The organism is Pseudomonas sp. B2M1-30, assembly GCF_025447575.1.
GTDB lineage: Bacteria > Pseudomonadota > Gammaproteobacteria > Pseudomonadales > Pseudomonadaceae > Aquipseudomonas > Aquipseudomonas botevensis.
Window position 1 is genome coordinate 94,352 of the sequence record NZ_JAOEJT010000008.1, and the last position, 22,489, is coordinate 116,840.

Below are 22,489 nucleotides of genomic sequence, written 5' to 3' on the forward strand. Positions count from 1 at the left end.
GTCAGTTCATCGGGGTGCTGGTGAAGGCTTCGAGGCTTTCGGCGTAAGCGGTGTATTGGGCGATGCGCGGGAAGCGTTCGGCGCTGATCTGGTCGGGGACGACGAGGCCGGTGAAGCTCCAGGCGACGGCGAGGGTTATGCCGTCCTGGGCGAGGCTGCCGTCGGTGGGCAGCGGTTGTTGGCTCAGTTCGTGTTCGAGGGCGGTGAACGCGGCGGCGAGTTGGCTTTCGACGCGTTCGACCCACGGCTGGTATTGAATTTCGGCCGGGCGCAGGTTGCGTTCGTAATAAAGCTGCACGGCTTTTTCGCAGGCGGCGAGGCCCAGGCCAATCAGGCGCAGGGCTTTGCTGCGTTGGCTCAGGTCGCTGGGCAGCAGGGTTTTGCCGGACAGGGCTTCGAGGTAGTCGAGGATCAGCGTTGAGTCGATGAGGACTTCGCCGTCGTCGAGGACGAGGGTTGGGGCTTTGACCACCGGGTTGATTTGCTGGAAACGTTCGAAATGACGGAATACGGACACCGGGTCATGGTCCAGTGTGATCCCCAGGCGTTTGGCGCAGATGGCCACGCGGCGTACGTAAGGGGAGTCGAGCATGCCGATCAGTTTCATGACGCGTTCCTTCAAGTCGAACCGGGAGAGGGCATAACGTAGCTGAGGTTGTGGGGATTGTCAGTGGGCGAAAGCGATATCCTCGGGCGCTGGCTGAATGTAAAGAATTGCGACAAACCGCCGCGTATTAGCCGTTTGTCTTCTATATACAGCCGCTCGGCTGAATTTCTTGCTATAAACGCACTCCGATGAGCGCCGTGAAGCCTGTGTCAGAGCAGTTTCCGGGCTTTGTCGGACAAATTCCCGGTATTTACAGTTGCTGGCGCCTCAAACGGGCCTTAGACTGCCGCCCCTTCGTAAATTGAGTGCCGGGTGGCGTTTGCAATAAACGATGCCTTTTCGACAACCGGACACGGTTTGCCGGAACGCTCCCTAATTCGCCTTAATGCACGTTTTTTTATAGAGATATCAATGACAAAGGACAAGTTGCTGGCCATGCCGGCAGATGACTACATGAATGCCGAGCAGCACGCTTTTTTCTCTGCGCTGCTGCAGAACATGAAAGTCGAAACCCATGAGCGCATTGAGCAGAACCGTATCGCTATCGAAAGCCTGGACACCCCGGCTGACCCGGCGGACGCGGCATCGGTCGAAGAAGAGCGCACCTGGCTGGTGAACGCGATCGATCGCGACCAGCGCATGCTGCCGCAGCTGGAACAGGCCCTTGAGCGCATCAAGGAAGACAGCTTTGGCTGGTGCGACGACAGCGGCGAGCCGATTGGCCTGAAACGCCTGCTGATCAGCCCGACCACCAAGTACTGCATCGAAGCTCAAGAGCGTCACGAGCAGATCGACAAGCACCAGCGTCAGGCCTGATTTCTAGCGGTAACCCATCACGGTGGGTTGCCCCGAAAAGATCGCAGCCTTCGCCCGCTTCCATTGAGACGGGCGAAGGCTGCGATCTTTGCTTTTGCTCGTCTGCAAGATTCTTGTGCCGTTCCATTGATCTGCTGCAGACCCCACGACTAACGGACCATGGATAATGGCGTTGTAGTGGCGTTTAATGCAGCCACAACAATGAGAAACGCGTGGGGTATCGAAATGACGAGAGATGGATCTCTGGTTGCGGCTCTGCCTGCACCAGTTGTTTTGCCGAAGAATCGCTGGCTGGCGCCGAGCCTGCAAAGTGTCGCCCTGATGCTGTTGCTCGCCGGCATGACCCTGGGCGGCTGGCCTTTATATGTCGGCATGCCGCTGGCGGTGTTGATTGTCTGGCTGCCGCGTCTGCGCTCCCGCGCCATTCCCGAGGCGCAGCCTGTCGATAGCGGCAGCGCGATTTCCGAACTCACCCGAGATCTTTCCTACACCACCAGTCATAACGCGCTGTCGGCGGCGGGCGTGGCGTTTTCCGTCAAGGAACTGGCCAGCAAGCTGCAATCGCAACTCGACGCGGCGGCGCAGATCGTCAGCAACGCTGAGGTGATGATCGCCACCGAACAAGCCACCTCGCAGCTCAGCCGTGAAGCGCTGGGCGCGGCCAGTGAGGCCCATCACAGCAGCGCGGCGGGGCGTACCGAACTGGTCGACTCGATCTCGCGCATGCGCCAGCTCAGCGAGCGGGCCAATGCCAGCCGCGAGTTGATCGAAGCCTTGAGCCAGCGCAGCGACGATATCCAGCGCGTGACCCTGGTGATTCAGTCGATCGCCAGCCAGACCAATTTGCTGGCCCTGAACGCGGCGATTGAAGCGGCCCGTGCCGGCGAGCATGGTCGCGGTTTTGCCGTGGTGGCGGACGAGGTGCGCGGCCTGGCGGCGCGCACGGCGTCGGCTACTGGTGAGGTCGGCGAGATGGTCGCTGACATCCAGCAACGCACCGCGCAGGTGGTGGAGCAGATTCGTCAGCTTTCCGATGACTTGCACAGCGGCGTCGAGCAGGTCGAACATACGGGCGAGCATCTGGAAAACATCGCGCGGCTGGCGGCGGGAGTGGAGGGTCAGGTCGGCGAAATCGCCCGTGGCGCGGAGACTAATCGCGAGCAACTCGACAGCCTGTTCACCGCCATCGAGCAGATGCGCAGCGATCTGGCGATCAGCGATCAACAGACCCGGCGCCTGGCCGAGGCGGCGGTACAGATGGAAGGGCAGGCGGAAACCATCAGCGAACGCCTGGCGGAAGTCGGGCTGGATGACTATCACCAGCGGGTCTACGACCTGGCACGGGAAGGGGCGGCGCAGATTGCCGCGCGTTTCGAGGCGGATGTCGATCAGGGCCGGGTCAGTCTCGAAGACTTGTTCGACCGACAGTATCAAGCGATTCCCAACACCCAACCGGTCAAGTTCCAGACCCGTTTCGACCGCTACACCGATCAGGTGCTGCCGGCGATTCAGGAACCGTTGCTGCCGCGTCATGAGGGTCTGGTGTTCGCGATTGCCTGTACGCAACAGGGGTATGTGCCGACCCACAACCAGATCTTCAGCCAGCCGCTGACCGGCGATGCGCAGGTCGATACCGTCCACAACCGCACCAAACGCAAGTTCGCCGACCGTACCGGCATCCGCTGCGGCAGCCATCAGCAACCTGTGCTGTTGCAGACCTACACCCGCGATACCGGCGAGCTGATGCACGATTTGTCGGTGCCGATCATGGTCAAGGGCCGGCATTGGGGCGGTTTGCGCCTGGGCTACAAACCGGAAAACCCGCGCTGAGGCATTGTTGCCGGATCTGCAATTGAGCTGTGCAGCGGGGTCGGTGTTTCCTGTTGACCGAACTCATTAACATACCTACTTAGTTAGGTAGCTAATGAAATCGAGAGGTCAACATGCAAAGCAGAGTCGATGTTGCCGTGATGATCGGCAGTGGTGTGCCCGCCGGACTGCGCGCGATGGGGCAGAGCGTCTGCTGGGTGGTGCTGCTCAATGGCGAGCGGCGAGGCACCGCATTCGCCAGTCGGGTCGAGGCTGAGGAGTGCAAGGCTGCCTGGCTCGCGCAATTGAACGCCGGGCCGCGCGACAGCCTGCACTGAGCGGATCTACTGGCCGTCGTGCAGCCGCACGTTGAGCTCGTCCACCATCACCGCTTCTTCGCCATCGGCGCGCAGCCATTCCTTGAGTAACTGGGCCTGTTGCGGGGTCCAGAAATCGGCATCGATCAGTTTGGTTCCGGGATCCAGCGGATGGGCGCCGATGAAGTCGTCGATGGCCGAGCCTTCGGACGGCAATCCCAGTTGATCGAACAGGGTTTTCAGATCATACGCAGGCAGTTCCATCATGTGCTCCTTGTGGCGGGCGCCGGGATGGCGCGAACAATCACTCCCTTTATCTGAGGCAGGCTCAGGCCAGGAGTTCGATCCGGGCTTCAAGAGAGCGGGCGAGGGCACAGGCCTGGTTGTGGTCCTCGCGGAAACCTCTTACACGTCCCGTCGCCGTTTCCTTGATGTGAAAAAAAGCGATCCCGGCCGGCACCACTTGAAACAGCGGTGGTCTTGTACTTTGGTTCGGTGGCGACGGTTCATGCCGGGGTGACAAATGCATGGCGCAGGTGTGGTTGGCTGGGGCGCCGGCAGGCAAAAACAGATGTGTCAGGGTACACATTTGAAGTCCTTTTCATGGATTGACCCGCATTTACAGGACGCTGCGGGTAGTCGTGACCCACATCGCTGCTCTAGAATCGCCAACACCTGTTGACGACATGGCGTTATCTAAAGCAATTTTTTGCCGGCGATATGTCGGAAAAGTGATTTTCTCGGTGAGTTTTTTCCCTAAAGTTTGAAGTCAGTTTCCTCTGGCCGCCCGTGAGGCGTTTTCCTTCAACGCGCGGCGAACGTGATTACAGGTTTCGTGAGTGGCATTGCAGTAGTCTTGTGCACCTTCGCGCAGGCTGAATGTTCGGCTCACTTCAGGCTTTTATTTGAGTTTTTGGCAGCAACGTCTGGCCGTGCAACGTGCCGTTTTTTCTGCCGTGCGCGCTTTCTGTGCGCGGCACTCTTTTCAGCTGTGGGGATGTACTTTTGGCAGTCAGTAATCTGGATATGCATGCTTTGTTCGTGCTGGGTGATTTGCGGGCAAAGCTGGTCAAGCAGTTTCAATCGCGTTTTGTTTACGTCACCGAACAGAACCCGGAAGGCATTTACGTCGCCGAGATCGATACCGAATCGGCTCTGGTGGTCGATGACAAGCCGGGCCTGAAGCTCAAGGTCGGCGATCATTTCAGTGCTTCGGTGCTGCCCAGCCGTGAGGGCGGCAAGTTCGACATCCGCTTTCGCGAAGTCAAACTGACGGTGTACGGCCTCGGCGACTATGCGTTCGTCACCACTGCCGACGGTCACGGCATCGTGTTCCGCGAAAGCCATAACGTGGTCACCGTGTTCGCGGCCAACGAGCAGTTGAAGGAAGGCCTGACCAAAACCCTGAAAGCCGTCACCGCCAAAGCCGCCAAGTGGCGCAAGGGCGAACTGGTCACATTCAAGGCCAGTGAGTGAGCGCTGTGAGCCGCGCCGATTTCCACCTGCAAAACCTCGACAGCGCACGCGAGGAAGCCCGGCGGCTGTTCGCGGCGAAGGCCGAACGGCAAGGGGCGTGGCTGGGTTGGGTAGCCTCGCAGATTTACGCGTTGCGCCCGGCGGAATACGCCAGCATGGTCAGACGCGAGCTGCAACGCTTGCAGGAAATGTCTGAAAAGTAACCTCGTCCGGGGCATCGCCCTGAAAAAGCAGGAACCTCGTCTACAGTCAGTTGACTGAGTATTCAGAGGCTTGCGGTCTTCCATCAGGCCATCCTGCTATTGCTGTGAACAGCACGAGGTGCAAAAGCATGAACGGATTTCGACGGTTGCTGGCCGCCTGGCTGGCCACATTGAGCTTGCTGGCAGCGACACCGGCGGTGAACGCGGCCACCACGCCAATCCACTTTGCCGACCTGAACTGGGAAAGCGGCAGTCTGATCACCGATGTTCTGCGGATCATCGTCGAGAAGGGCTACGGGTTGCCGACCGATACCTTGCCGGGCACCACCATCACCCTGGAAACCGCGCTGGCCAACAATGACATTCAGGTCATTGGCGAGGAGTGGGCCGGGCGCAGTCCGGTATGGGTCAAGGCTGAGGCCGAAGGCAAGGTCGCGAGCCTGGGCGATACGGTGAAGGGCGCTACCGAAGGCTGGTGGGTGCCGGAGTACGTGATCAAGGGCGACCCGGCCAAGGGCATCAAGCCGCTGGCGCCGGACCTGCGCAGCGTCACTGACCTGAAGAAATACAAGGACGTGTTCAAGGACCCGGAAAACCCGAACAAGGGGCGTTTCCTCAACAGCCCGATCGGCTGGACTTCGGAAGTGGTGAACAAGCAGAAACTCACCGCCTACGGACTGCAGGATGACTTCACCAATTTCCGCAGCGGTTCCGGCGCGGCGCTGGATGCCGAGATCAGTTCGTCGATCCGCCGGGGCAAACCGGTGCTGTTCTATTACTGGTCGCCGACGCCGCTGCTCGGCAAGTTCAAACTGGTTCAGCTGGAAGAGCCACCCTTCAACGCCGAGGCCTGGAAGACCCTGACCGACGCCGATAACCCCAACCCGCAACCGACCCGCTCGCTGGCTTCGAAGCTGTCGATCGGGGTGTCCGCGCCGTTCCAGAAGCAATATCCGGACATTGCGGCGTTTTTCAGCAAGGTCGATTTTCCGATTGAAGACTTGAACAAGGCTTTGGCGGACATGAGCGACAAACACACGCCGCCCCGGGAAGCGGCGGAGATGTTCATGAAGACCCATCCGAACGTGTGGCAGGCGTGGTTGCCGAAGGATGTGGCGGATAAGGTGGCGGCTGACCTGAAATAGGTGCGCTGAGCTTTCGGGCGCTTTCGCGGGCAAGCCCGCTCCCATGCTTTCGTGGGAGTGGGCCTGCCCGCGAAACTTTTAGAAGCGGGTCTGCACCGCCAATTCAAAAGTGCGCGGCGTCCCCAGGTAGTAAGCCGGGGATACATGGGCAAACTCGGCGTACACCTCGTTGGTCAGGTTGCGCACTCGTCCGGTGACGGTGGTGTGCGAATCGACCTTGTAGCTGAGGAAGCTGCCGAACAGCGTGTACGACGGCACGGTCATGGTGTTGGCGTTGTCGGCGAACACCGAGGCCACGTAACGCGCATCGACCCCGCCTTGCCACTGTGGCGAGAAATCATAGGTCAGCCACAGGTTGCCGACCCGATCCGGGACGTTGGTCGGCGTATTGCCCTTGCGCGAAACCACCACGCCGGCGGCGTTCTTCTCGGTGAAATCGTCGTACTGCGCATCGACCCAGGCGAAGTTGCCCTCGGCCAGCAGCTTGTCGGTAATCCGCAGGGAGCTGGCGATTTCGATGCCTTTGGACGTTTGCTGACCGACCGGAATGCTGCTGGTCGGGTCCAGTGGACCGGTCACCGCGAAGTCCTTGCGCTCGATGGTGTAGGCCGCGACCGTCGCTGAGCCGCGTCCGTTCAGATAGTCGAACTTGCTGCCGATTTCCCACTGCTTGCCGGTCGACACATCGAAATCCTGAGTACCGTTGGGCTGCTCGGCAGCGGTGCTGTATTGCACGTAGACGTTGGCCGAGGGGATGAACTGGTACGTCAGGCCGGCGCGCCCGGTGACCGGTTCCCAGCTGCGTTTGAGATGGCGCGGATTGCTCGCGGTCACTGCGCGATGGTTGGTCACGTCGAGGTCAATGTCGTCGTAACGCAGGCCGGTGAGCAGCGCCAGTTTGTCGGTCAACGCCAGACGGTTTTCGACGAACAGGGCCTTGGTGGTGACCTCGTTGGTCTTGTCGCTGACAAACCCCGGTTGGGTCCCGGGAATGTCATAGAAATGCCCCGGCCGGTAATGGTTCGGATCCACAGTGCTCGCGCCTTTGACGTTGAGCGGCGAGTTGGTGGTCTGGTTGACCTTGTACTCGAAGCCACCAGACCAGGTGGTGTCGAGGCCGAACAGGGTGTTGTCGTGGCGCAGTTCGAACTGGTTGCCGTTCTGCTCGCCCTGGTGCCGCACCTGGTAGGCGGTCGAGCGGTTCACCGCGCTGTTGTCGGCGTTGTACTGGTAGGTTTCCAGGTTGCGGTAATCGCGCTGGCTGTCGAGGTGATAGAGGGTGTTGCGCAAGGTCGTGCTGTCGTTGATCCGGTAGTCGATGATTGAACGCACCCAGATGGTCCGCTGTTCGTAACGCCCGTCCTCGACGTTGTAGTTGTTGAAGCGGTTGTGCCTGTCGATCTTCAGTTCGCCGGCCTTGGGATTGAGCACCGGTGTGCCCCAGTACGGGCTGTCCTCGTGCTCGTCCTGATATTCCAGGGCGAGGGTGTGCGACAGGTCGGGTGTCAGGTCGCTGAGCAGGGAAAACGCCACGCTCCAGGCATCGCGCTCCTGGCGGTCGATGTAGCCGTTGCTGGTGTTGTGGCTGACGTCCAGCCGCGCGTAATGCTGCACGTCGGCGCCGGGCTGGCTCAGGGCGTGGTTGAGGCCGAACGCGGTTTCGCTGGTGTCGTAGGTGCCGTAGCTGACCCGGCCCTCGACGGCCTGCTCGTCGCGGGTCGCCAGTTTGGTCACGTAGTTCAGCGAACCGCCGACCGAGCCGGCGCCGTTGATCAGCGAGGACGGACCGCCGACCAGTTCCACCCGGTCATAGATCCATGAATCCACCGGTCGCGCCAGGCCGCCGGAGACGTTGATGCCGTTGAACATCTGGGTGATCTGGCTGCTGGTGAAGCCGCGATACGAGACGAATCCGCCAAATCCCGGCGGGGCGCTGGCGTTGACGCCGGGCAGGGTGTTGGCGGCGTCCTGGAAGTTCTGCGAGCCGTGGCGCTCGATGTCGTTGCGGTTGGCGACGGCCACCGAGGCCGGGGTGTCGCGCACACTCAGGCCGAGACGCGAGGCCATGCCGCTGGATTGGTCGAGGCTCAGGCCCGGCTCGGCGCCGGATTCGCCATCGATGGTGATCGGCGCCAGATCCACGGTGGATTGCGCCCAGGTGTTGACGGACAGGCAGCCGCACAGGCTTGCCAGCAAGGTGAAATGTTTCATGTGTGAATCCTGAATGCTTGTCTGGGAATCAGCGCACAGGCCAACGCCGCGCATTGGCGCAGTGGGCTGAACGGAACAGGGCAAAAGCATTCAGGCGAGCGGCGGGGCTCGGGGATTGGCCGAAGGCCAGGTGAAGCGGGCAGGGAGGTCGGCGCTGACGATGGCCGGCAGCGGCGGGCTGTGTTGTTCCGGGAGGATCGCCAGGGTCAGGCTGGAGTTGAACGCCGGCCCCATGCCGCCGGTGGAACACAGCGGACAGCCGAAGGCCTTGGCTAAAGTCGGCAGTTGTTCGTCGGAAGGGTTGCTGGCGAGCGGCGCCTGGGTCGCAGGATCCACCGCACAGAACTGGCCGCCAATGCCGTTGAGCTGCATCCCGACCATTTGCCCGTGACCGATGCTGCAGGCGAACACGTTGAACAGGACGCAGCAATAGAGCATCCAGGCCAGCAGTGAGCGATCGGAACGGGTGAATTTCATGGGCCGGCACTTTACCCCACCGCTGACCGGTCGTGCACATCAAAAAAAGCCGACTAGGATATTTTGTTCAGATCCCTTTCAAGGATTCTCGACCATGACCTTTGTGTTGGCTCAATGGCTGGTGACGATATTCGCGATGATCAGCCTGATGCATGTGTATTGGGCGCTGGGTGGGCAGTGGGCGGCGGTGGCGGTGGTGCCTCAGGTTCCGGTCGAGGGCGGTGAGCTGACCTTACGACCGGCATTCAAGCCAAGCGGCTGGCTGACCTTTCTGGTGGCGGCCGCGCTGCTACTGATTGCCGCACTGGTGTGCCTGCGGGTGGGCTGGTGGCTGCCGACGGTGCATCACCGGGCACTGCAATGGGTGATCAGTGCGATTGCGCTGCTGATGTTTGCCCGGGCAATTGGCGATTCGGAACTGGTAGGTTTTTTCAAGGAGGTGAAGGGGTCGAGGTTTGCCTGGCTTGATACCTGGGTTTATTCGCCGTTGTGTACGGTATTGGGGGCGGGGTTGTTGGCGGTCGCCTGGGTTTGATGCCGGGTGAAGGTTGTGTGTTGAAAGGGCCAACCCTTTCGCGGGCGAGCCCGCTCCCACTTAAGAGCTGTGTGGGAGCAGGTCATCAGCTATTGCTTTCAGTCCGCCGACTGCTCACTTCGGCCGGCACATCATCCCCGGCCATGCGTTTGCGGAACAACGCTGCCCGGGCGAGCAGCAGGGTAGTCACCGGCACGGTGATCGACAGCAGGATCGGGATCAGCCAGGCGTGCAGGACCGGCCCGGATTTCATCGCGGAAAAACAGATGATCGACGCCAGTGCCACACACCATGCGCCCAGGGTCGAAGCCAGCGCGGGCGGGTGCATGCGCTGGAAGTAGTCCCTCATTCGCAGCAGCCCGGTGGCGCCGATCAGCGCAAACACGCCGCTGAGTACCAGCAGGATCGCCACCGGGATTTCCACCCATAGAGACAGTTCCGCGTTCATTCGATCACCTCGCCGCGCAGGAGGAATTTCGCCAGGGCAAACGAGCCGACGAAGCCGAACAGCGCGATCAGCAGCGCCGCTTCGAAATAAGTGTCGCTGGAGTAGCGAATCCCCAGGGTCAGCATCATCAGCATCGCGACGATGTACAGGTAGTCCAGCGCCAGTACCCGATCCTGCGCCGACGGCCCCTTGAACAGGCGCACCAGGGTCAGCACCATCGCCAGGGAAAACAGGAACAGCGTCAGCAGGATCGCGTTCGACAGCAACGGGCTCATTCGAAAATCTCCATCAATGGCCGCTCGTAAGTGACCTTGAAGTGCTGGATGAACTGCGCCTCGTCATCCAGATCCCAGACGTGCAGCAACAGAATGCTGCGATCCAGCGCCAGTTCCGACCACACCGTACCCGGCACCACCGTGGTGATCATCGACAGCGCCGCAAGGCCGTTGGCGTCGCGCAGATCCAGCGGCACTTTGACGAAGCGCGAGCGCGGCGGGCGGCGGCCGGCGTTGAGGACGCCCCAGGCCACGGCCAGATTGGAGATCACCACGTCGCGTCCGACCATGAAGAACAGGCGCAGGATCGTGCCGGGGCGGCGGATGCGGATCTGTTGCGGGCGCAGCTTGCGCATCATCAGCGGTGCGCAGAAACCCAGCACTGCACCGAGCAGCAGATTGCCGGGGCTGATCGACAGGTTCAGCACCAGCCACAGCAGCCAGAGCGCCAGGGACAGCCACGGTGCCGGGAACAGACGCTTCATGGTTGCACCTCCAGCAGCGCGGCCTTGGCTTCAGGGCTAGGCACGGCGCGGGTGCCGAGCACCGCCATCACGTACTGTTGCGGATTGTTCAAGGCGTCGGCAGCGGCCTGGGTGTAGCGCAGCAGCGGTTCGGCCTTGAACGTCAGAAGGATGCTCAGACCGAGCAGCAGGAAAATCGGCGTGCATTCCAGTTTGCGCAGCAGCGGCGACGGGCGTTCCTCGGGTGTCCAGAAACGCTGGATGCCCAGGCGTGAGAAGGCCATCAGCGACGCCAGTCCGGTCACGATCAACAACACCAGCAGCGCCCAGGCTGGCGTCGAGATGGGCTCACCGCCGCCCAGGCCCCAGGGATTGAGCAGGGCGCCGATCAGGCTCAGCTTGCCGATGAACCCGGACAGCGGCGGCATGCCGATGATCAGCAGGGCGCAGGCAATGAAGCTCAGACCGAGGAATGCCATGGTCCACGGGATCACCTGGCCGACCACGGCTTTCTGTTCGTCGTCGAGGTTGATGCCCTTGGGCGGCTGCAGCGATTCCTGTGGCCGTGGCAGCAGTTCGCTTTCGTCTTCCAGCGGGACTTCGTTGGCCGAGCGCGAGCGTTCGATCAGCTCGGCCAGCATGAACAGCGCGCTCAGCGCCAGCGTCGAGCTGACCAGATAGAACAACGCTGCGCCGATCAGGTTCGGCTGGGCGAAACCGATGGCCGACAGCAGGATCCCCGCCGACACCAGAATGCTCAGGCTGGCCATGCGCTCCAGACGTTGGGCGGCAATGATCGCCACGCCGGCGCAGACCATGGTCGCCATGCCGCCGTAGATCAGCCAGTCGCCGCCGAAGTAGGCCGATGCCCTGGCCTGACCGGAAAACAGCAGCGTCCACAGGCGCAGCAGGGTGTAGACGCCGACCTTGGTCATGATCGCGAACATCGCCGCCACCGGCGCACTGGCCGAGGAGTAGGCCGGCACCAGCCAGAAGTTCAGCGGCCACATGCCGGCCTTGGCGAGGAACGCCACCGCCAGAATCGCCGCGCCCGCGTGCAACAAGCCACGGTCGGCTTCCGGCACCAGCGGAATCTTCAGCGCCAGATCGGCCATGTTCAGCGTGCCGGTGACGCCGTAGATCAGCGCCGCGCCGATCAGGAACAGTGACGAAGCCAGCAGGTTGATCGAAATGTAATGCAGCCCCGACGACACCCGCGCCCGTCCCGAGCCATGCAGCAACAGGCCGTAGGACGCAGCGAGCAGCACCTCGAAGAACACGAACAGGTTGAACAGGTCGGCGGTGAGGAAGGCGCCGTACAGACCCATCAATTGAATCTGGAACAGCGCATGGAAACTTGACCCCGCACCATCCCAGCGCGCCATCGCGAACAGCAACGCGGTGACGCCGATGATCCCGGTCAACACCAGCATCAGCGCCGACAGACGATCGACCACCAGCACGATGCCGAACGGCACCTGCCAGTTGCCCGGCAAGTACACGCCGATGGAGCCGGGCACGCCGGTGGTCTGCGTCCATTGCAGCAGCATCACTGAAATGAACAGCCCGACAAGGCTGGAGAACAGGTTGATCCGAGCCTTCAGTGGGCGGTGCTTCTCGCCCAGCATCAGCATGATGGCGGCGGTCAGCAGCGGCAGCAGGATCGGCGCGGCGATCAGGTGAGTCATCGCCATCATTCCTTGGGCTCCCGGCCGTCGACGTGGTCAGTGCCGGTCAGGCCCCGTGACGCCAGCAATACCACGAGGAACAGCGCGGTCATGGCGAAGCTGATGACAATCGCGGTCAGGACCAGCGCTTGCGGCAACGGATCGGTGTAATTGAGCAAGTCCTGCGGCACGCCATCCTTGATGATCGGCTCCTTGCCGATAAACAGGCTGCCCATGCTGAAAATGAACAGGTTGACGCCGTAGGACAGCAGGCACAGGCCCATCACGACCTGGAATGTCCGGGGCCGCAGGATCAGCCAGACACCAGAGGCGGCGAGGACGCCGATGGCGATTGCGATGACTTCTTCCATCAGACGGCTCCTTTGCTGGCGACGGATTTGGGCAGGGCCGCAGTCTTGTGACCACGCACCGATTGGTGGGCGAGGGCGGTGAGGATCAGCAGCGTCGAGCCGACCACCACCGCGTACACGCCGATGTCGAAGAACAGCGCACTGGCGATGTGAATGTCGCCCAGCAACGGCACGTTGAAATGCCAGGTGTGGGTGGTGAGGAACGGATAGCCGACCGCCATCGCTCCGAGGCCGGTGACCGTGGCGAACAGCAGCCCGGTGCCCATCCAGCGCAGCGGCCGCAGGCTCATTTGCGCCTCGACCCATTGGGTGCCGGCGACCATGTATTGCAGGATGAACGCCACCGACATCACGAGCCCCGCGACGAAGCCGCCGCCCGGCTGGTTATGCCCGCGCATGAACAGGTAGAACGACACCACCAGCGCGATCGGCAACAGCAGGCGTACCAGCACCGCCGGCACCATCATGAAACCGAGCGCGGTGTCGCTGGCCGAACGCGGGTTGACTAGGTCGGTGACCACGTCCGGTGCCAGCAGACGTTGCTGGGCCGGCAGTTGCAGGCTTTCTTTCGGTGGGCGGAAACGCCGCAGCAGGGCGAAGATCGCCAGCGCGACGGCCACCAGCACGGTGATTTCACCCAGGGTGTCGAAGCCTCGGAAGTCCACCAGCATCACGTTGACCACGTTGCTGCCGCCACCCTCGGGCAGCGCCCGGCTCAGGTAGAACGAGGAAATGTCGTTGGGTGTCTGGCGGGTCAGCATCGCGTAGGACAGCAGCGCCATGCCGCCACCGACGGCAATCGACAACAGCAGGTCGCGCAAGCGCCGTACCCGCGCCTTGCGCAGGCTGCTTGGCAATGGCGAAACCTCTTCGATCCGTCGCGGCAGCCAGCGCAGGCCGAGGAGAATCAGCACCGTGGTCACCACTTCGACCACCAGTTGTGTCAGGGCCAGATCCGGCGCCGAGAACCAGACGAAGGTGACGCAGGTCATCAGGCCGCAGACGCTGACCATGGTCAGGGCGGCGAGACGGTGATACTTGGCCTGCCACGCGGCGCCGAGGGCGCAGACAATCGCCAGCAGCCACAGGGTCACGAACACGATGGAGCCGGGGATCTTCGGCCGGTCGCCCCAGCTCAGGCTGCTGTGCAGCATCGGAATCAGGCCGGCGAGTACGGCCGCCAGCACCACCAGGAACAATTGCGCTTGCAGGCGCTTGGTGCCGATCCGCCGCTCCAGGCGCCGGGCCAGACGCATCATTGCCACCAGGCTGCGCTCGAACAGACGCTTGCCGTTGAAACGTCCCACCAGCGGCGGGTAAGCGAAGCGCCCGCGCTTGAGCTGGTTGCGCAGCAACAGATAGACCACGATGCCGCCGGACATGGCGATCAGGCTCATGATCATCGGTGCATTGAGGCCATGCCAGATCGCGAGGCTATATTCCGGCAGCTCGCCGCCTACGACGGGCAACGCAGCAGCAGCGAGCAGCGGGCCGACCACTTGTGCCGGGAAGATCCCCACCAGCAGGCAGGTGAACACCAGCAACTCCACCGGTGCGCGCATCCAGCGTGGCGGTTCGTGCGGGGTGTGCGGCAGGTCGGTGGCGGTGGGGCCGAAGAACACGTCGACGGTGAAGCGCAGCGAGTAGGCCACGCTGAAGGTGCCGGCGATGGTCGCGACGATCGGCAACGTTGCCTCGATCCAGGCGGTGGCGTTGATGAACACCGTTTCGGCGAAGAACATTTCCTTCGACAGGAAGCCGTTGAGCAGCGGCACGCCGGCCATGGAGGCACTGGCGACCATGGCCAGGGTGGCGGTGAACGGAATCAGTTTGAACAGGCCGTTGAGCTTGCGGATGTCGCGGGTGCCACTTTCGTGGTCGATGATCCCGGCGGCCATGAACAGCGAGGCCTTGAAGGTTGCGTGGTTGAGAATGTGGAACACCGCCGCCACGGCGGCCAGCGGACTGTTCAGGCCGAGCAGCAGGGTGATCAGGCCCAGATGGCTGATGGTCGAGTAGGCGAGCAGCCCCTTGAGGTCGTTCTGGAACATCGCGCAATACGCGCCGAGCAACAGCGTCGCAGCCCCGGCACCGCTGACGATGTAGAACCATTCTTCACTGCCGGACAGCGACGGCCAAAGGCGCGCGAGCAGGAAAACCCCGGCCTTGACCATGGTCGCCGAGTGCAGATAAGCCGAAACCGGTGTCGGCGCCGCCATGGCGTGGGGCAGCCAGAAATGGAAGGGGAATTGCGCGCTTTTGCTGAGGGCGCCGATGAGGATGAGGGGAAGCAGGATGGGGTAGAGGGCATGTGCGCGAATCAGATCGCCGGCGGCCAGGACCTTGTCCAGGTCATAGCTGCCAACGACATGGCCGAGGATCATGACCCCTGCCAACAGGCACAAACCGCCCGCACCGGTCACCATCAACGCCATGTAGGCACCGCGCCGGGCGTCGTGCCGGTGGTGCCAGTAGCCGATCAGCAGGAACGAGAACAGGCTGGTCAGCTCCCAGAAAAACACGATCTGGATCAGGTTGCCGGAAATCACCAGCCCGAGCATGGCGCCCATGAACGCCAGGAAAAACGCGAAGAAACGCGGCACCGGGTCTTGCGGCGACATGTAGTAACGGGCGTACAGGGAAACCAGGGTGCCGATGCCCAGGACCAGCATCGAGAACAGCCAGGCGAAGCCGTCCATGCGCAGGACGAAGTTCAGGCCCAGGCTGGGCAACCAGAGAAACTCTTCGCGGATCACGCCGCCGTGGGCGATTTGCGGATACAGCAGCGCAACCTGGATGGTGCCGATCAGGGCGACCAGGCCTGCCAGGAGGGATTCGGTATTTCGCGCGTTGTGCGGCAGCACGGCTGCCAGACAGCTGCCCACAAAAGGCAGAAGCAGTAGAACTATCAGGGACATAGGCTTCTAATCTGCGGAAGTTTGTGAAGCATCATACGTGCCAGCTCCCGGATCACCAAACGCGAGGATGTCTCTGAATCCTACAAAGTAGTCTGGAAATGGGTGGTTTACATTGTTTTGGTTGGGGGGTAGTGGCGGCCTTTGGGCCGACCAGGCTTTGGGTGTCCGGTGTGTATATCCGTTTTTTTGGGTGTTGCTGCTGGCGGTTTCGCCCTTACGGCGAGTCACCTTTTTCAGACGCCAAAAAGGTAACCCAAAAGGCTAGGCCCCGGCGTACGGCCCCTCGCTTAGGCTCGGCGTCCCTTCGTTCCGGGATTTATCCGGGGGCATCGCCTACGGTTTGCTTCGCTGCACCTCCTCTCGATGTGTTTGGCTGCGCCAAACGGTCGCTGCGCTCCCACCCCCGGATAAATCCCTCCACTCAGCCTGCCGAAGGGGCCGGCACGGCAAGATCAAAAGCGGTACTCGAGCTAACGCTCATTGTGTTGAGTGGTGAAGGGCGGAGGTGGACGGCTTTTGCTTTTGCTTTTGCTTTTGTGGGAGTGGGCTTGTCCGCGAAGGCGGCCTTTGGGCCGACCGGGTTCTGGTGGGGGTACATATTCTTTACTGCCGCTGTGGTCAGTCCCCTCTCCCCCCGGGCGGTCCGACGTTTCGGGAGGGCTAGGGTGAGGGGCTGCGTCCTCAAGTCCGCTAAAAAAGCATCTGAATCCACGAAGGCGCTCTGACAGCCCCCAGCCTCTACCCGCTCTTATGGAAGCGAACTTGCCCGCGAAATGCCAGCACCATACCCAAGCCTCAGCCCTGAGTTTCCCGCTCCAGCTCCGCATCCGCCTCGGTAGCCTTACCCTTGGTCTTCAATTCGCTGACAATCACCGCCGCCACGATCAACCCGGCGCCAACCAGGGCGATCGCTGGCAAGCGTTCGCCGGCGATGCGTCCGACGATGCCGGCCCAGACCGGTTCGCCGGCGTAGATCAGGGTCGCACGGGTGGGCGAAACGCTTTTCTGTGCCCAGTTCATCGCGACCTGAATGGCTGCGCTCATTGCCCCGAGGCCCAGCGCGGTTGTCAGCAGCAACCACGAAAAGTCCGGAATCGCCTCGCCGGTTGGCACGACCATCAGGAACGACAGCACCGAGGTGGTTGCCAGTTGCACCACCGTTACCCGGCGCACGTCGACCTGGCCGGCGTAGGTGCTGATCAGAATGATTTCGGCGGCGATGGCGATGGCGCTGATCAGTGTGGCGATTTCGCCGGGGCTGAAGTGCAGGGACGCGCCGGACGGCCCCGAGAGCAGCATCAGTCCGGTAAATGCCAGCATGATGCCGACGCTTGGCATCAAACCCGGGCGTCGGCCCAGCACCAGCCATTGCAGCAAGGGGACGAAGGGCACGTAGAGGGCGGTGATGAAGGCTGACTGGCTGCTCGGGATGCTCTGCAGGCCCACCGTCTGCAAGCCATAACCGAGCATGATCGCCACGCCGATGAATGCCCCGGCCTTGAGTTCGAACAGGGTCAGCTCGCGCAAATGCTTCCAGGAAAACAGCGCGACGATGCTGGCCGCAGCGGCGAAGCGCAGGCCGACGAAGAACATCGGGCCGCTGACGGTCATCGCGTGTTGCACCAGCAGAAAGGTGCCGCCCCAAAGCATGGTGATGAACACCAGCACGCATTCAGCTTTGCTGAGCCGGGGCAACCACAGGGGAGTTTGGGGAGAATTGGCTGATGTCATGACCTTGCGCGCCATATAGAGGAGACGCACAATGCGCCAAATGTTGCGCAGTATACTGCCCAATCCCAGCCAGCGAGCAATATAGTGCACAAAGATTCCATTCAACGGGCTTCCGTTTTGCAACACGTCAGTCAGAACGTCCGACGCCTGCGTCACGCCGCCGACATGAGCCAGGCGACCCTCGCCGAAAAGTCCGGGGTCAGTCGTCGCATGCTGGTGGCGATCGAGGCCGGTGAGAAAAATGTCAGCCTGACCACCCTCGACCGCGTCGCCGAGGCCCTCGACGTGGCGTTCAGCGATCTGATCCAGGCCCCCGACAGCCGTGATCCGAGCCGTATCAACGAACTGGCCTGGGCCGGCAGCATTCCCGGCAGCAAGGCGGTTCTGCTGTCCAAAGCCGCCGCCACCCGCGAGGTGGAGCAATGGGAGTGGTGCCTGCAACCGGGGGAGGTCTACCCCTCGCAGCCGGATGCCGATGGCTGGAGCGAGCAGATTTTCGTGTTCGAAGGCTGCCTGACCCTGATGCTCGACGATCAGCCGCAATGCATCGGCACCGGCGAATTTTTCATGTTCGCCAGCAACCAGCCTCACGGCTATCGCAACGACGGTGACGTGGCGGTGCGCTTCGTGCGTAACGTGGTGATCTGACTGTTGCCTCGCCGACAGTGAATGAACAATCTGCTTGATCAAGGTGGCGTGCGGTTGTTGTTTTGTGTCTCAACGGCTTGAATTCAAAGGACATTCAATTCGGGCATGACTCCTGCTAAAGGCTCTGGATCCTCATCCGGAAACCACGGAGTCGCCCCCATGACCGTTTCATTCCCTGCCTTATCCCGCCACGGCATTCATCCTCGCAAACCGCGGAGTGCCGTCTGATGGCCCGTGAAATCCGTCTCAATGCTTTCGACATGAATTGCGTCGGCCATCAGTCGCCGGGTTTGTGGGCACATCCTCGGGATCGTTCCTGGCAGTACAAGAATCTGGAGTACTGGACCGACCTGGCGAAGATTCTGGAGCGCGGCAAGTTCGACGGGCTGTTCATCGCCGACGTGCTGGGCATCTATGACGTGTACAACGGCAACGGTGACGCGGCGATTCGGCAGGCGGCGCAGGTGCCGGTCAATGATCCCTTGCAGTTGATCCCGCCGATGGCGCTGGTCACCGAGCACCTAGGGTTCGGCCTGACCGCTTCGTTGTCGTTCGAGCATCCGTATCCCTTTGCGCGGCGTCTGTCGACCCTCGACCACCTGACCAAGGGCCGCGCCGGCTGGAACATCGTCACCTCGTATCTGGAGAGCGGGGCCAAGAACATCGGCCAGACCGCCCAGACCGAACACGACGCGCGCTACGACTTTGCCGAGGAGTATCTGGAGGTTTGCTACAAGCTCTGGGAGGGCAGTTGGGAAGAGGGCGCGATCCTGCGTGATCGTGAGCGGCGGATCTTCAGCGATCCGGGCAAGATCCACGAGATTCGCCACAGCGGTAAACATTTCCAGGTGCCGGGCATTCACCTCTGCGAACCTTCGCCGCAGCGCACGCCGGTGTTGTACCAGGCGGGTGCTTCCAGTCGCGGCAAGCAGTTCGCCGCCGAGCATGCCGAGTGCGTGTTCGTCGCCGCGCCGTCCAAGGTGCTGCTGAAGAAAACCGTGGCTGACATTCGCCGCCGCGCCGCCGAGGCCGGGCGTGATCCGTCGAAGATCCTGATCTTCAATCTGCAGACCGTGATCCTTGGCGAAACCGACGCCAAGGCCAAAGCCAAATTCGACGAGTACAAGTCCTGGGTCAGCTACGAGGGCGCGATGGCGTTGATCTCGGGCTGGACCGGCATCGATTTCAGTCGCTTCAAACCGGACGAACCGCTCAAGCATGTTCACACCAACGCGATCCAGTCGGCGGTCGAGGCGTTTTCCACCGCGGACCCGAACAAGGTCTGGACACCCAACGAACTGGCCGATTGGGTCGGCATCGGCGGCTTTGGCCCGTTGTTCGTCGGCAGCCCTGAAACCGTGGCGGATCTGTTGCAGGATTGGGTCGATGAAACCGATGTCGATGGCTTCAACCTGGCTTACGCGCTGACCCACGAAACCTTTGTCGACGCCGTGGAGCTGCTGGTGCCGGAGTTGCAAAAGCGCGGGGTCTACAAGACCGAGTACGCGCCGGGCACCCTGCGCGAGAAGTTGTTCGGCGAGGGACCGAGGTTGCCGGGGATTCATCCGGGGGCGGGGTATCGGGACCTGGGCGAGTTGCGGCGGCAGGAAAAGAAGGTGGCCTCTGCCTGAGCGCCTTCGCGGGCGAGCCTGGCTCCCGCAGCCGGAACGCATTTTCCTGTGGGAGTGGGCTTATCCTCGAAGAGGCCGGCAAATTCAACACACAACCGGCATCCAAACCATTAATGTGGCGCAATCCATATCGAGCCAACCCTTCAGCAGCGAGAACGGCATGACCCAACCCTCACACGGCCAGGCGACGCTCGCCATCCGTCACGCCGACATCCTGATCATCGGCGGCGGCCTCAGCGGCACGATGCTCGCGGCGCAACTGCTGCGTCTGCCCGGCCAGCGGCGGATTATGCTGATCGAACCCCGGACGGAACTGGGCCGGGGCGAGGCCTACAGCGCCGTGGAACTGGGCCATACGCTCAACGGCAACGCGGCGCGGATGAGCGTCGACCCGGATAACCCCGATGACCTGACCCAATGGCTTACCGAGCACATTGCGGCGGGTGGCTGGCCGGAGTCGGATCAGCAGCATGTGCCGGTCAGCGAGCTGTTCCCACCTCGCGGTTTGTTCGGCGTCTATGTGCAACAGCGACTGGCCGAGGCACGGGCGGTGGGCTTGGGGCACGGTTCGACCGTCGAGCATGTGCGCGCCGAAGTGGTCGATGTGCAGGTTTCGGCCGATTGCGTGCAACTGACCCTGAGCGACGGTCAGTCATTGCACGGGGCGCAAGCGGTGCTCGCCACCGGCATGTTTCCCGCTGCGCGCACACCGCAGAAAACCTCCAGTGGCCTCAACGCCGCGGCGCTCGATCCTTGGGACGTCGCCGCGATGCGCCAGCTCGATCCGCAGTCGACGGTGCTGATCATCGGTTCCGGGCTGACCATGGTCGATGCCGTGGTGTCGCTGGAACAGGCCGGGCATCGCGGGCCGATCGAGGTGTTTTCCCGGCACGGCCTGCTGCCCCATGTGCGACGTCAGCCGCCGGCGTGGGTGGACTTCCTCGCCGAGGATCATGGCATTCGCACGCCCCGGCAATTGCTGCGCGAACTGCGCCGGCATTGCCGCGCAGCCATCGCGCAGGGCATCGACTGGCAGGCGCCGCTGGACACGGTGCGGGCGCACATCGGCCGGTTGTGGAGCCAGGCCAGTGATGTGCAGCGTCGGCAATTCGTGCGCCATGTGCGGCCGTGGTGGGAAAGCCATCACCACCGTTCGCCGCCGCTGAGTGCCGAACTGGTGGAGCGCCTGCACCGCGACGGGCGCCTGCGGATTCAGGCCGCGTCGTTCAAAGGACTGGAGCCGGCGGTGGAGGGCGGCGTGGGCATTCGTATCCGGCGTCGCGGCGAGGATCAGACTTGCGTGGTACGTGGGGCGGCGCTGATCAATTCCAGCGGGATCGAATACGACTGGCGCCGCGTTGCGCGACCCTTGCCGCAACAGTTGCTGGCCCGTGGACTGGTGCAGCCGGGGCCGCTGGCGCTGGGGATTGCGGCGGCGGTGGACGGGGCGGTGCTGGACGCGCAGGGGCGAGAGTCCGCCCGGCTGTTCGCCATGGGACCGCCGTTGCGCGGGATGTGGTGGGAGAGTACGGCGGTGACCGATGTGGCGCTTCAGGCCAAGGCATTGGCGGCCAGGCTTGCTCGCGAAGGGGGCGACACCCTCACGGCAAAATCTCAGTAACCCTCGGAACCCGCTGCCGCATACAGGCCGGCAGGTTCAAGGGTGTTATCGCCAACCATCGCGATATTCGCCGTATGAGACTGAGCGGTGGTCACGCTGGCAACCACAGGATGGCTGTCATGCGCGGTGGCAACGGCGGAGGTGGCGCCGATCAGGGCAACGATGAACCCGAGGGCAATCATGTCTTTCATGGGCGTACACCAGAAAGTGGGTGGAAGATGGCGCCCACTTTATGGCTGCACGGTCGAGAAGAAAAAACACCTGTGCAGATAGTCGTTATCGAAGACGTTGATGCTGGCTCAGCGTGGCAGGGTGTCGCCCAGCCAGCGCTGGCGCATCTGCTCCAGGCGGCCGTCGGCGCGCAGGCTGTCCAGCGCCTGTTGCCAGCGGGCCACCTGGCGCGGGTCGGTTTGCCGGGAGAAGGCGATGTAGGTGTCCTGCGTCATCAGCGGCATCTGATACTGCAAGCGCTCCGGCGCCATGCCCTGTTCCCGGGCGAGGGTGCTGCTGGACAGGGTGTCCGAGACCACGAAGTCGGTTCGTCCCAGGCTGAACAGGCGCATCATCTGCTCCGGGGTTTCCACGCCGTAGAGGTTGTTCAGGCCTTGCTGTTGCAGGTAGCTGTAGGCCAGCCATTTGCGCGGCACGGTGATCCGTCCCAAATGATCGGCTTCGCGCAGGCTGCGCACCGGTGGCTGGATCGTGTCGTGGGCGTAGAGCGCGGTTTCGACTTTCAGCAGCGGCCCGACCCATTGATAGCGATCATCGCGCTCGTCGGTGCGCAGTACGGTGAACACGGCAGTGTCGGCGGAATCGCTGGCCATGCGCAGGGCGCGCAGCAGCGGCACTTGTTGCAGATGAATGCGATCACCGGTCTGCTCCGCCAGGGCTTGCACCACATCCACGCCGAACCCCACCAGTTGGTTGCCTTGCAGAAAATGCAGCGGCGGGTGGTTGTCGGTGAGCAGTTGCAGGTCGGCGGCGCTGGCTGCCACAGCCAGCAGAGACAGCAGACAGGCGGCAAAACGTTTCATGGCTCGTCCCTGAACAAATCAATCGCAAAGCTTATTACGCCGCACGAGGACGTTGCTGGGAAATTGCCGGGGCTTTTGTGTCAGA

General features: G+C 62.3%; 24 protein-coding genes. 10 read left to right on the forward strand and 14 right to left on the reverse strand.

Annotated features, from left to right (window positions below; translation table 11 throughout):
* Position 1: 1 nt before the first annotated feature.
* On the reverse strand, positions 2 to 607 hold the full coding sequence (locus N8H74_RS17030) for a glutathione S-transferase (protein WP_262148997.1): 606 nt from the start codon (positions 605 to 607) through the stop codon (positions 2 to 4).
* 411 nt (positions 608 to 1,018) lie between these two features.
* Here N8H74_RS17030 and N8H74_RS17035 point away from each other — a divergent pair, with 411 nt between their 5' ends.
* The 3 genes from N8H74_RS17035 (at position 1,019) to N8H74_RS17045 (ending at position 3,570) form a co-directional block, all read left to right on the forward strand.
* Complete coding sequence (locus tag N8H74_RS17035) at positions 1,019 to 1,423, forward strand: TraR/DksA C4-type zinc finger protein (RefSeq protein WP_262148998.1); 405 nt, start codon at positions 1,019 to 1,021, stop codon at positions 1,421 to 1,423.
* A gap of 225 nt (positions 1,424 to 1,648) precedes the next feature.
* The gene (locus tag N8H74_RS17040) at positions 1,649 to 3,253 is read left to right on the forward strand and encodes a methyl-accepting chemotaxis protein (protein ID WP_262148999.1); all 1,605 of its coding nucleotides are present in this window, start codon (positions 1,649 to 1,651) and stop codon (positions 3,251 to 3,253) included.
* Positions 3,254 to 3,366: 113 nt separating this feature from the next.
* Entirely contained in the window at positions 3,367 to 3,570 is a 204-nt protein-coding gene (locus tag N8H74_RS17045; RefSeq protein ID WP_217833603.1) for a hypothetical protein, read from the forward strand.
* A gap of 6 nt (positions 3,571 to 3,576) precedes the next feature.
* Here the strand turns inward: N8H74_RS17045 and N8H74_RS17050 are convergent, their stop codons facing one another.
* Positions 3,577 to 3,813 (reverse strand): DUF2789 family protein, encoded by a 237-nt coding sequence (locus tag N8H74_RS17050; protein ID WP_217833604.1) that lies wholly within the window; start codon positions 3,811 to 3,813, stop codon positions 3,577 to 3,579.
* A gap of 64 nt (positions 3,814 to 3,877) precedes the next feature.
* Entirely contained in the window at positions 3,878 to 4,078 is a 201-nt protein-coding gene (locus tag N8H74_RS17055; RefSeq protein ID WP_225930138.1) for a hypothetical protein, read from the reverse strand.
* A 476-nt stretch (positions 4,079 to 4,554) separates the two neighbouring features.
* Between N8H74_RS17055 and N8H74_RS17060 the strand changes: the two genes are divergently transcribed.
* From N8H74_RS17060 to N8H74_RS17070, 3 genes are all read left to right on the forward strand, one after another.
* Positions 4,555 to 5,025, forward strand: a complete 471-nt coding sequence (locus tag N8H74_RS17060; protein ID WP_318837870.1) for a hypothetical protein — start codon at positions 4,555 to 4,557, stop codon at positions 5,023 to 5,025.
* A 5-nt stretch (positions 5,026 to 5,030) separates the two neighbouring features.
* Positions 5,031 to 5,228, forward strand: coding sequence for a hypothetical protein (locus N8H74_RS17065; RefSeq protein ID WP_217833699.1), 198 nt, complete (start codon positions 5,031 to 5,033; stop codon positions 5,226 to 5,228).
* 128 nt (positions 5,229 to 5,356) lie between these two features.
* Positions 5,357 to 6,373, forward strand: coding sequence for an ABC transporter substrate-binding protein (locus N8H74_RS17070; protein WP_262149000.1), 1,017 nt, complete (start codon positions 5,357 to 5,359; stop codon positions 6,371 to 6,373).
* A 78-nt stretch (positions 6,374 to 6,451) separates the two neighbouring features.
* Here N8H74_RS17070 and N8H74_RS17075 read toward each other — a convergent pair whose 3' ends face one another.
* Both N8H74_RS17075 and N8H74_RS17080 read right to left on the reverse strand, forming a co-directional pair.
* A complete protein-coding gene (locus N8H74_RS17075) occupies positions 6,452 to 8,584 on the reverse strand; it encodes a TonB-dependent receptor (RefSeq protein ID WP_262149001.1) in 2,133 nt (710 codons plus the stop codon).
* Between the two features lie 90 nt (positions 8,585 to 8,674).
* Positions 8,675 to 9,061, reverse strand: a complete 387-nt coding sequence (locus tag N8H74_RS17080) for a DUF2946 domain-containing protein (protein ID WP_217833607.1) — start codon at positions 9,059 to 9,061, stop codon at positions 8,675 to 8,677.
* A gap of 94 nt (positions 9,062 to 9,155) precedes the next feature.
* Here N8H74_RS17080 and N8H74_RS17085 point away from each other — a divergent pair, with 94 nt between their 5' ends.
* Positions 9,156 to 9,596: a DUF3995 domain-containing protein gene (locus tag N8H74_RS17085; protein ID WP_217833608.1), complete on the forward strand. Its 441-nt coding sequence runs from the start codon at positions 9,156 to 9,158 to the stop codon at positions 9,594 to 9,596.
* A gap of 85 nt (positions 9,597 to 9,681) precedes the next feature.
* On the opposite strand, the gene N8H74_RS17090 is transcribed toward N8H74_RS17085, so the two are convergent.
* From N8H74_RS17090 to N8H74_RS17120, 7 genes are all read right to left on the reverse strand, one after another.
* The gene (locus tag N8H74_RS17090) at positions 9,682 to 10,044 is read right to left on the reverse strand and encodes a Na+/H+ antiporter subunit G (RefSeq protein ID WP_217833609.1); all 363 of its coding nucleotides are present in this window, start codon (positions 10,042 to 10,044) and stop codon (positions 9,682 to 9,684) included.
* Positions 10,041 to 10,319, reverse strand: coding sequence for a K+/H+ antiporter subunit F (locus N8H74_RS17095; protein ID WP_007910754.1), 279 nt, complete (start codon positions 10,317 to 10,319; stop codon positions 10,041 to 10,043). The genes N8H74_RS17090 and N8H74_RS17095 overlap by 4 nt, the downstream gene beginning before the upstream one ends.
* On the reverse strand, positions 10,316 to 10,804 hold the full coding sequence (locus N8H74_RS17100; protein ID WP_217833610.1) for a Na+/H+ antiporter subunit E: 489 nt from the start codon (positions 10,802 to 10,804) through the stop codon (positions 10,316 to 10,318). The genes N8H74_RS17095 and N8H74_RS17100 overlap by 4 nt, the downstream gene beginning before the upstream one ends.
* Positions 10,801 to 12,480 (reverse strand): monovalent cation/H+ antiporter subunit D, encoded by a 1,680-nt coding sequence (locus N8H74_RS17105; RefSeq protein WP_262149003.1) that lies wholly within the window; start codon positions 12,478 to 12,480, stop codon positions 10,801 to 10,803. The genes N8H74_RS17100 and N8H74_RS17105 overlap by 4 nt, the downstream gene beginning before the upstream one ends.
* The gene (locus N8H74_RS17110; protein WP_003192163.1) at positions 12,477 to 12,821 is read right to left on the reverse strand and encodes a Na+/H+ antiporter subunit C; all 345 of its coding nucleotides are present in this window, start codon (positions 12,819 to 12,821) and stop codon (positions 12,477 to 12,479) included. Before N8H74_RS17110 ends, N8H74_RS17105 begins: the two co-directional genes overlap by 4 nt.
* The gene (locus N8H74_RS17115; protein ID WP_262149004.1) at positions 12,821 to 15,739 is read right to left on the reverse strand and encodes a monovalent cation/H+ antiporter subunit A; all 2,919 of its coding nucleotides are present in this window, start codon (positions 15,737 to 15,739) and stop codon (positions 12,821 to 12,823) included. The genes N8H74_RS17110 and N8H74_RS17115 overlap by 1 nt, the downstream gene beginning before the upstream one ends.
* A gap of 795 nt (positions 15,740 to 16,534) precedes the next feature.
* A complete protein-coding gene (locus N8H74_RS17120; RefSeq protein WP_262149005.1) occupies positions 16,535 to 17,470 on the reverse strand; it encodes a DMT family transporter in 936 nt (311 codons plus the stop codon).
* Between the two features lie 84 nt (positions 17,471 to 17,554).
* Here N8H74_RS17120 and N8H74_RS17125 point away from each other — a divergent pair, with 84 nt between their 5' ends.
* The 3 genes from N8H74_RS17125 (at position 17,555) to N8H74_RS17135 (ending at position 21,370) form a co-directional block, all read left to right on the forward strand.
* On the forward strand, positions 17,555 to 18,118 hold the full coding sequence (locus N8H74_RS17125; protein WP_262149006.1) for an XRE family transcriptional regulator: 564 nt from the start codon (positions 17,555 to 17,557) through the stop codon (positions 18,116 to 18,118).
* Positions 18,119 to 18,345: 227 nt separating this feature from the next.
* On the forward strand, positions 18,346 to 19,749 hold the full coding sequence (locus N8H74_RS17130; RefSeq protein ID WP_262149007.1) for an LLM class flavin-dependent oxidoreductase: 1,404 nt from the start codon (positions 18,346 to 18,348) through the stop codon (positions 19,747 to 19,749).
* A gap of 160 nt (positions 19,750 to 19,909) precedes the next feature.
* Positions 19,910 to 21,370, forward strand: coding sequence for an FAD/NAD(P)-binding protein (locus N8H74_RS17135; RefSeq protein ID WP_262149008.1), 1,461 nt, complete (start codon positions 19,910 to 19,912; stop codon positions 21,368 to 21,370).
* Here the strand turns inward: N8H74_RS17135 and N8H74_RS17140 are convergent.
* Together N8H74_RS17140 and N8H74_RS17145 are read right to left on the reverse strand one after the other, a co-directional pair.
* Positions 21,364 to 21,561 carry a hypothetical protein gene (locus N8H74_RS17140; RefSeq protein ID WP_217833617.1) on the reverse strand — a complete coding sequence of 66 codons (198 nt, stop codon included), beginning with the start codon at positions 21,559 to 21,561 and terminating at the stop codon, positions 21,364 to 21,366. The two genes, N8H74_RS17135 and N8H74_RS17140, sit on opposite strands and share 7 nt — an antisense overlap.
* Positions 21,562 to 21,669: 108 nt before the next feature.
* Complete coding sequence (locus N8H74_RS17145) at positions 21,670 to 22,404, reverse strand: transporter substrate-binding domain-containing protein (RefSeq protein WP_262149009.1); 735 nt, start codon at positions 22,402 to 22,404, stop codon at positions 21,670 to 21,672.
* Positions 22,405 to 22,489: the final 85 nt, after the last annotated feature.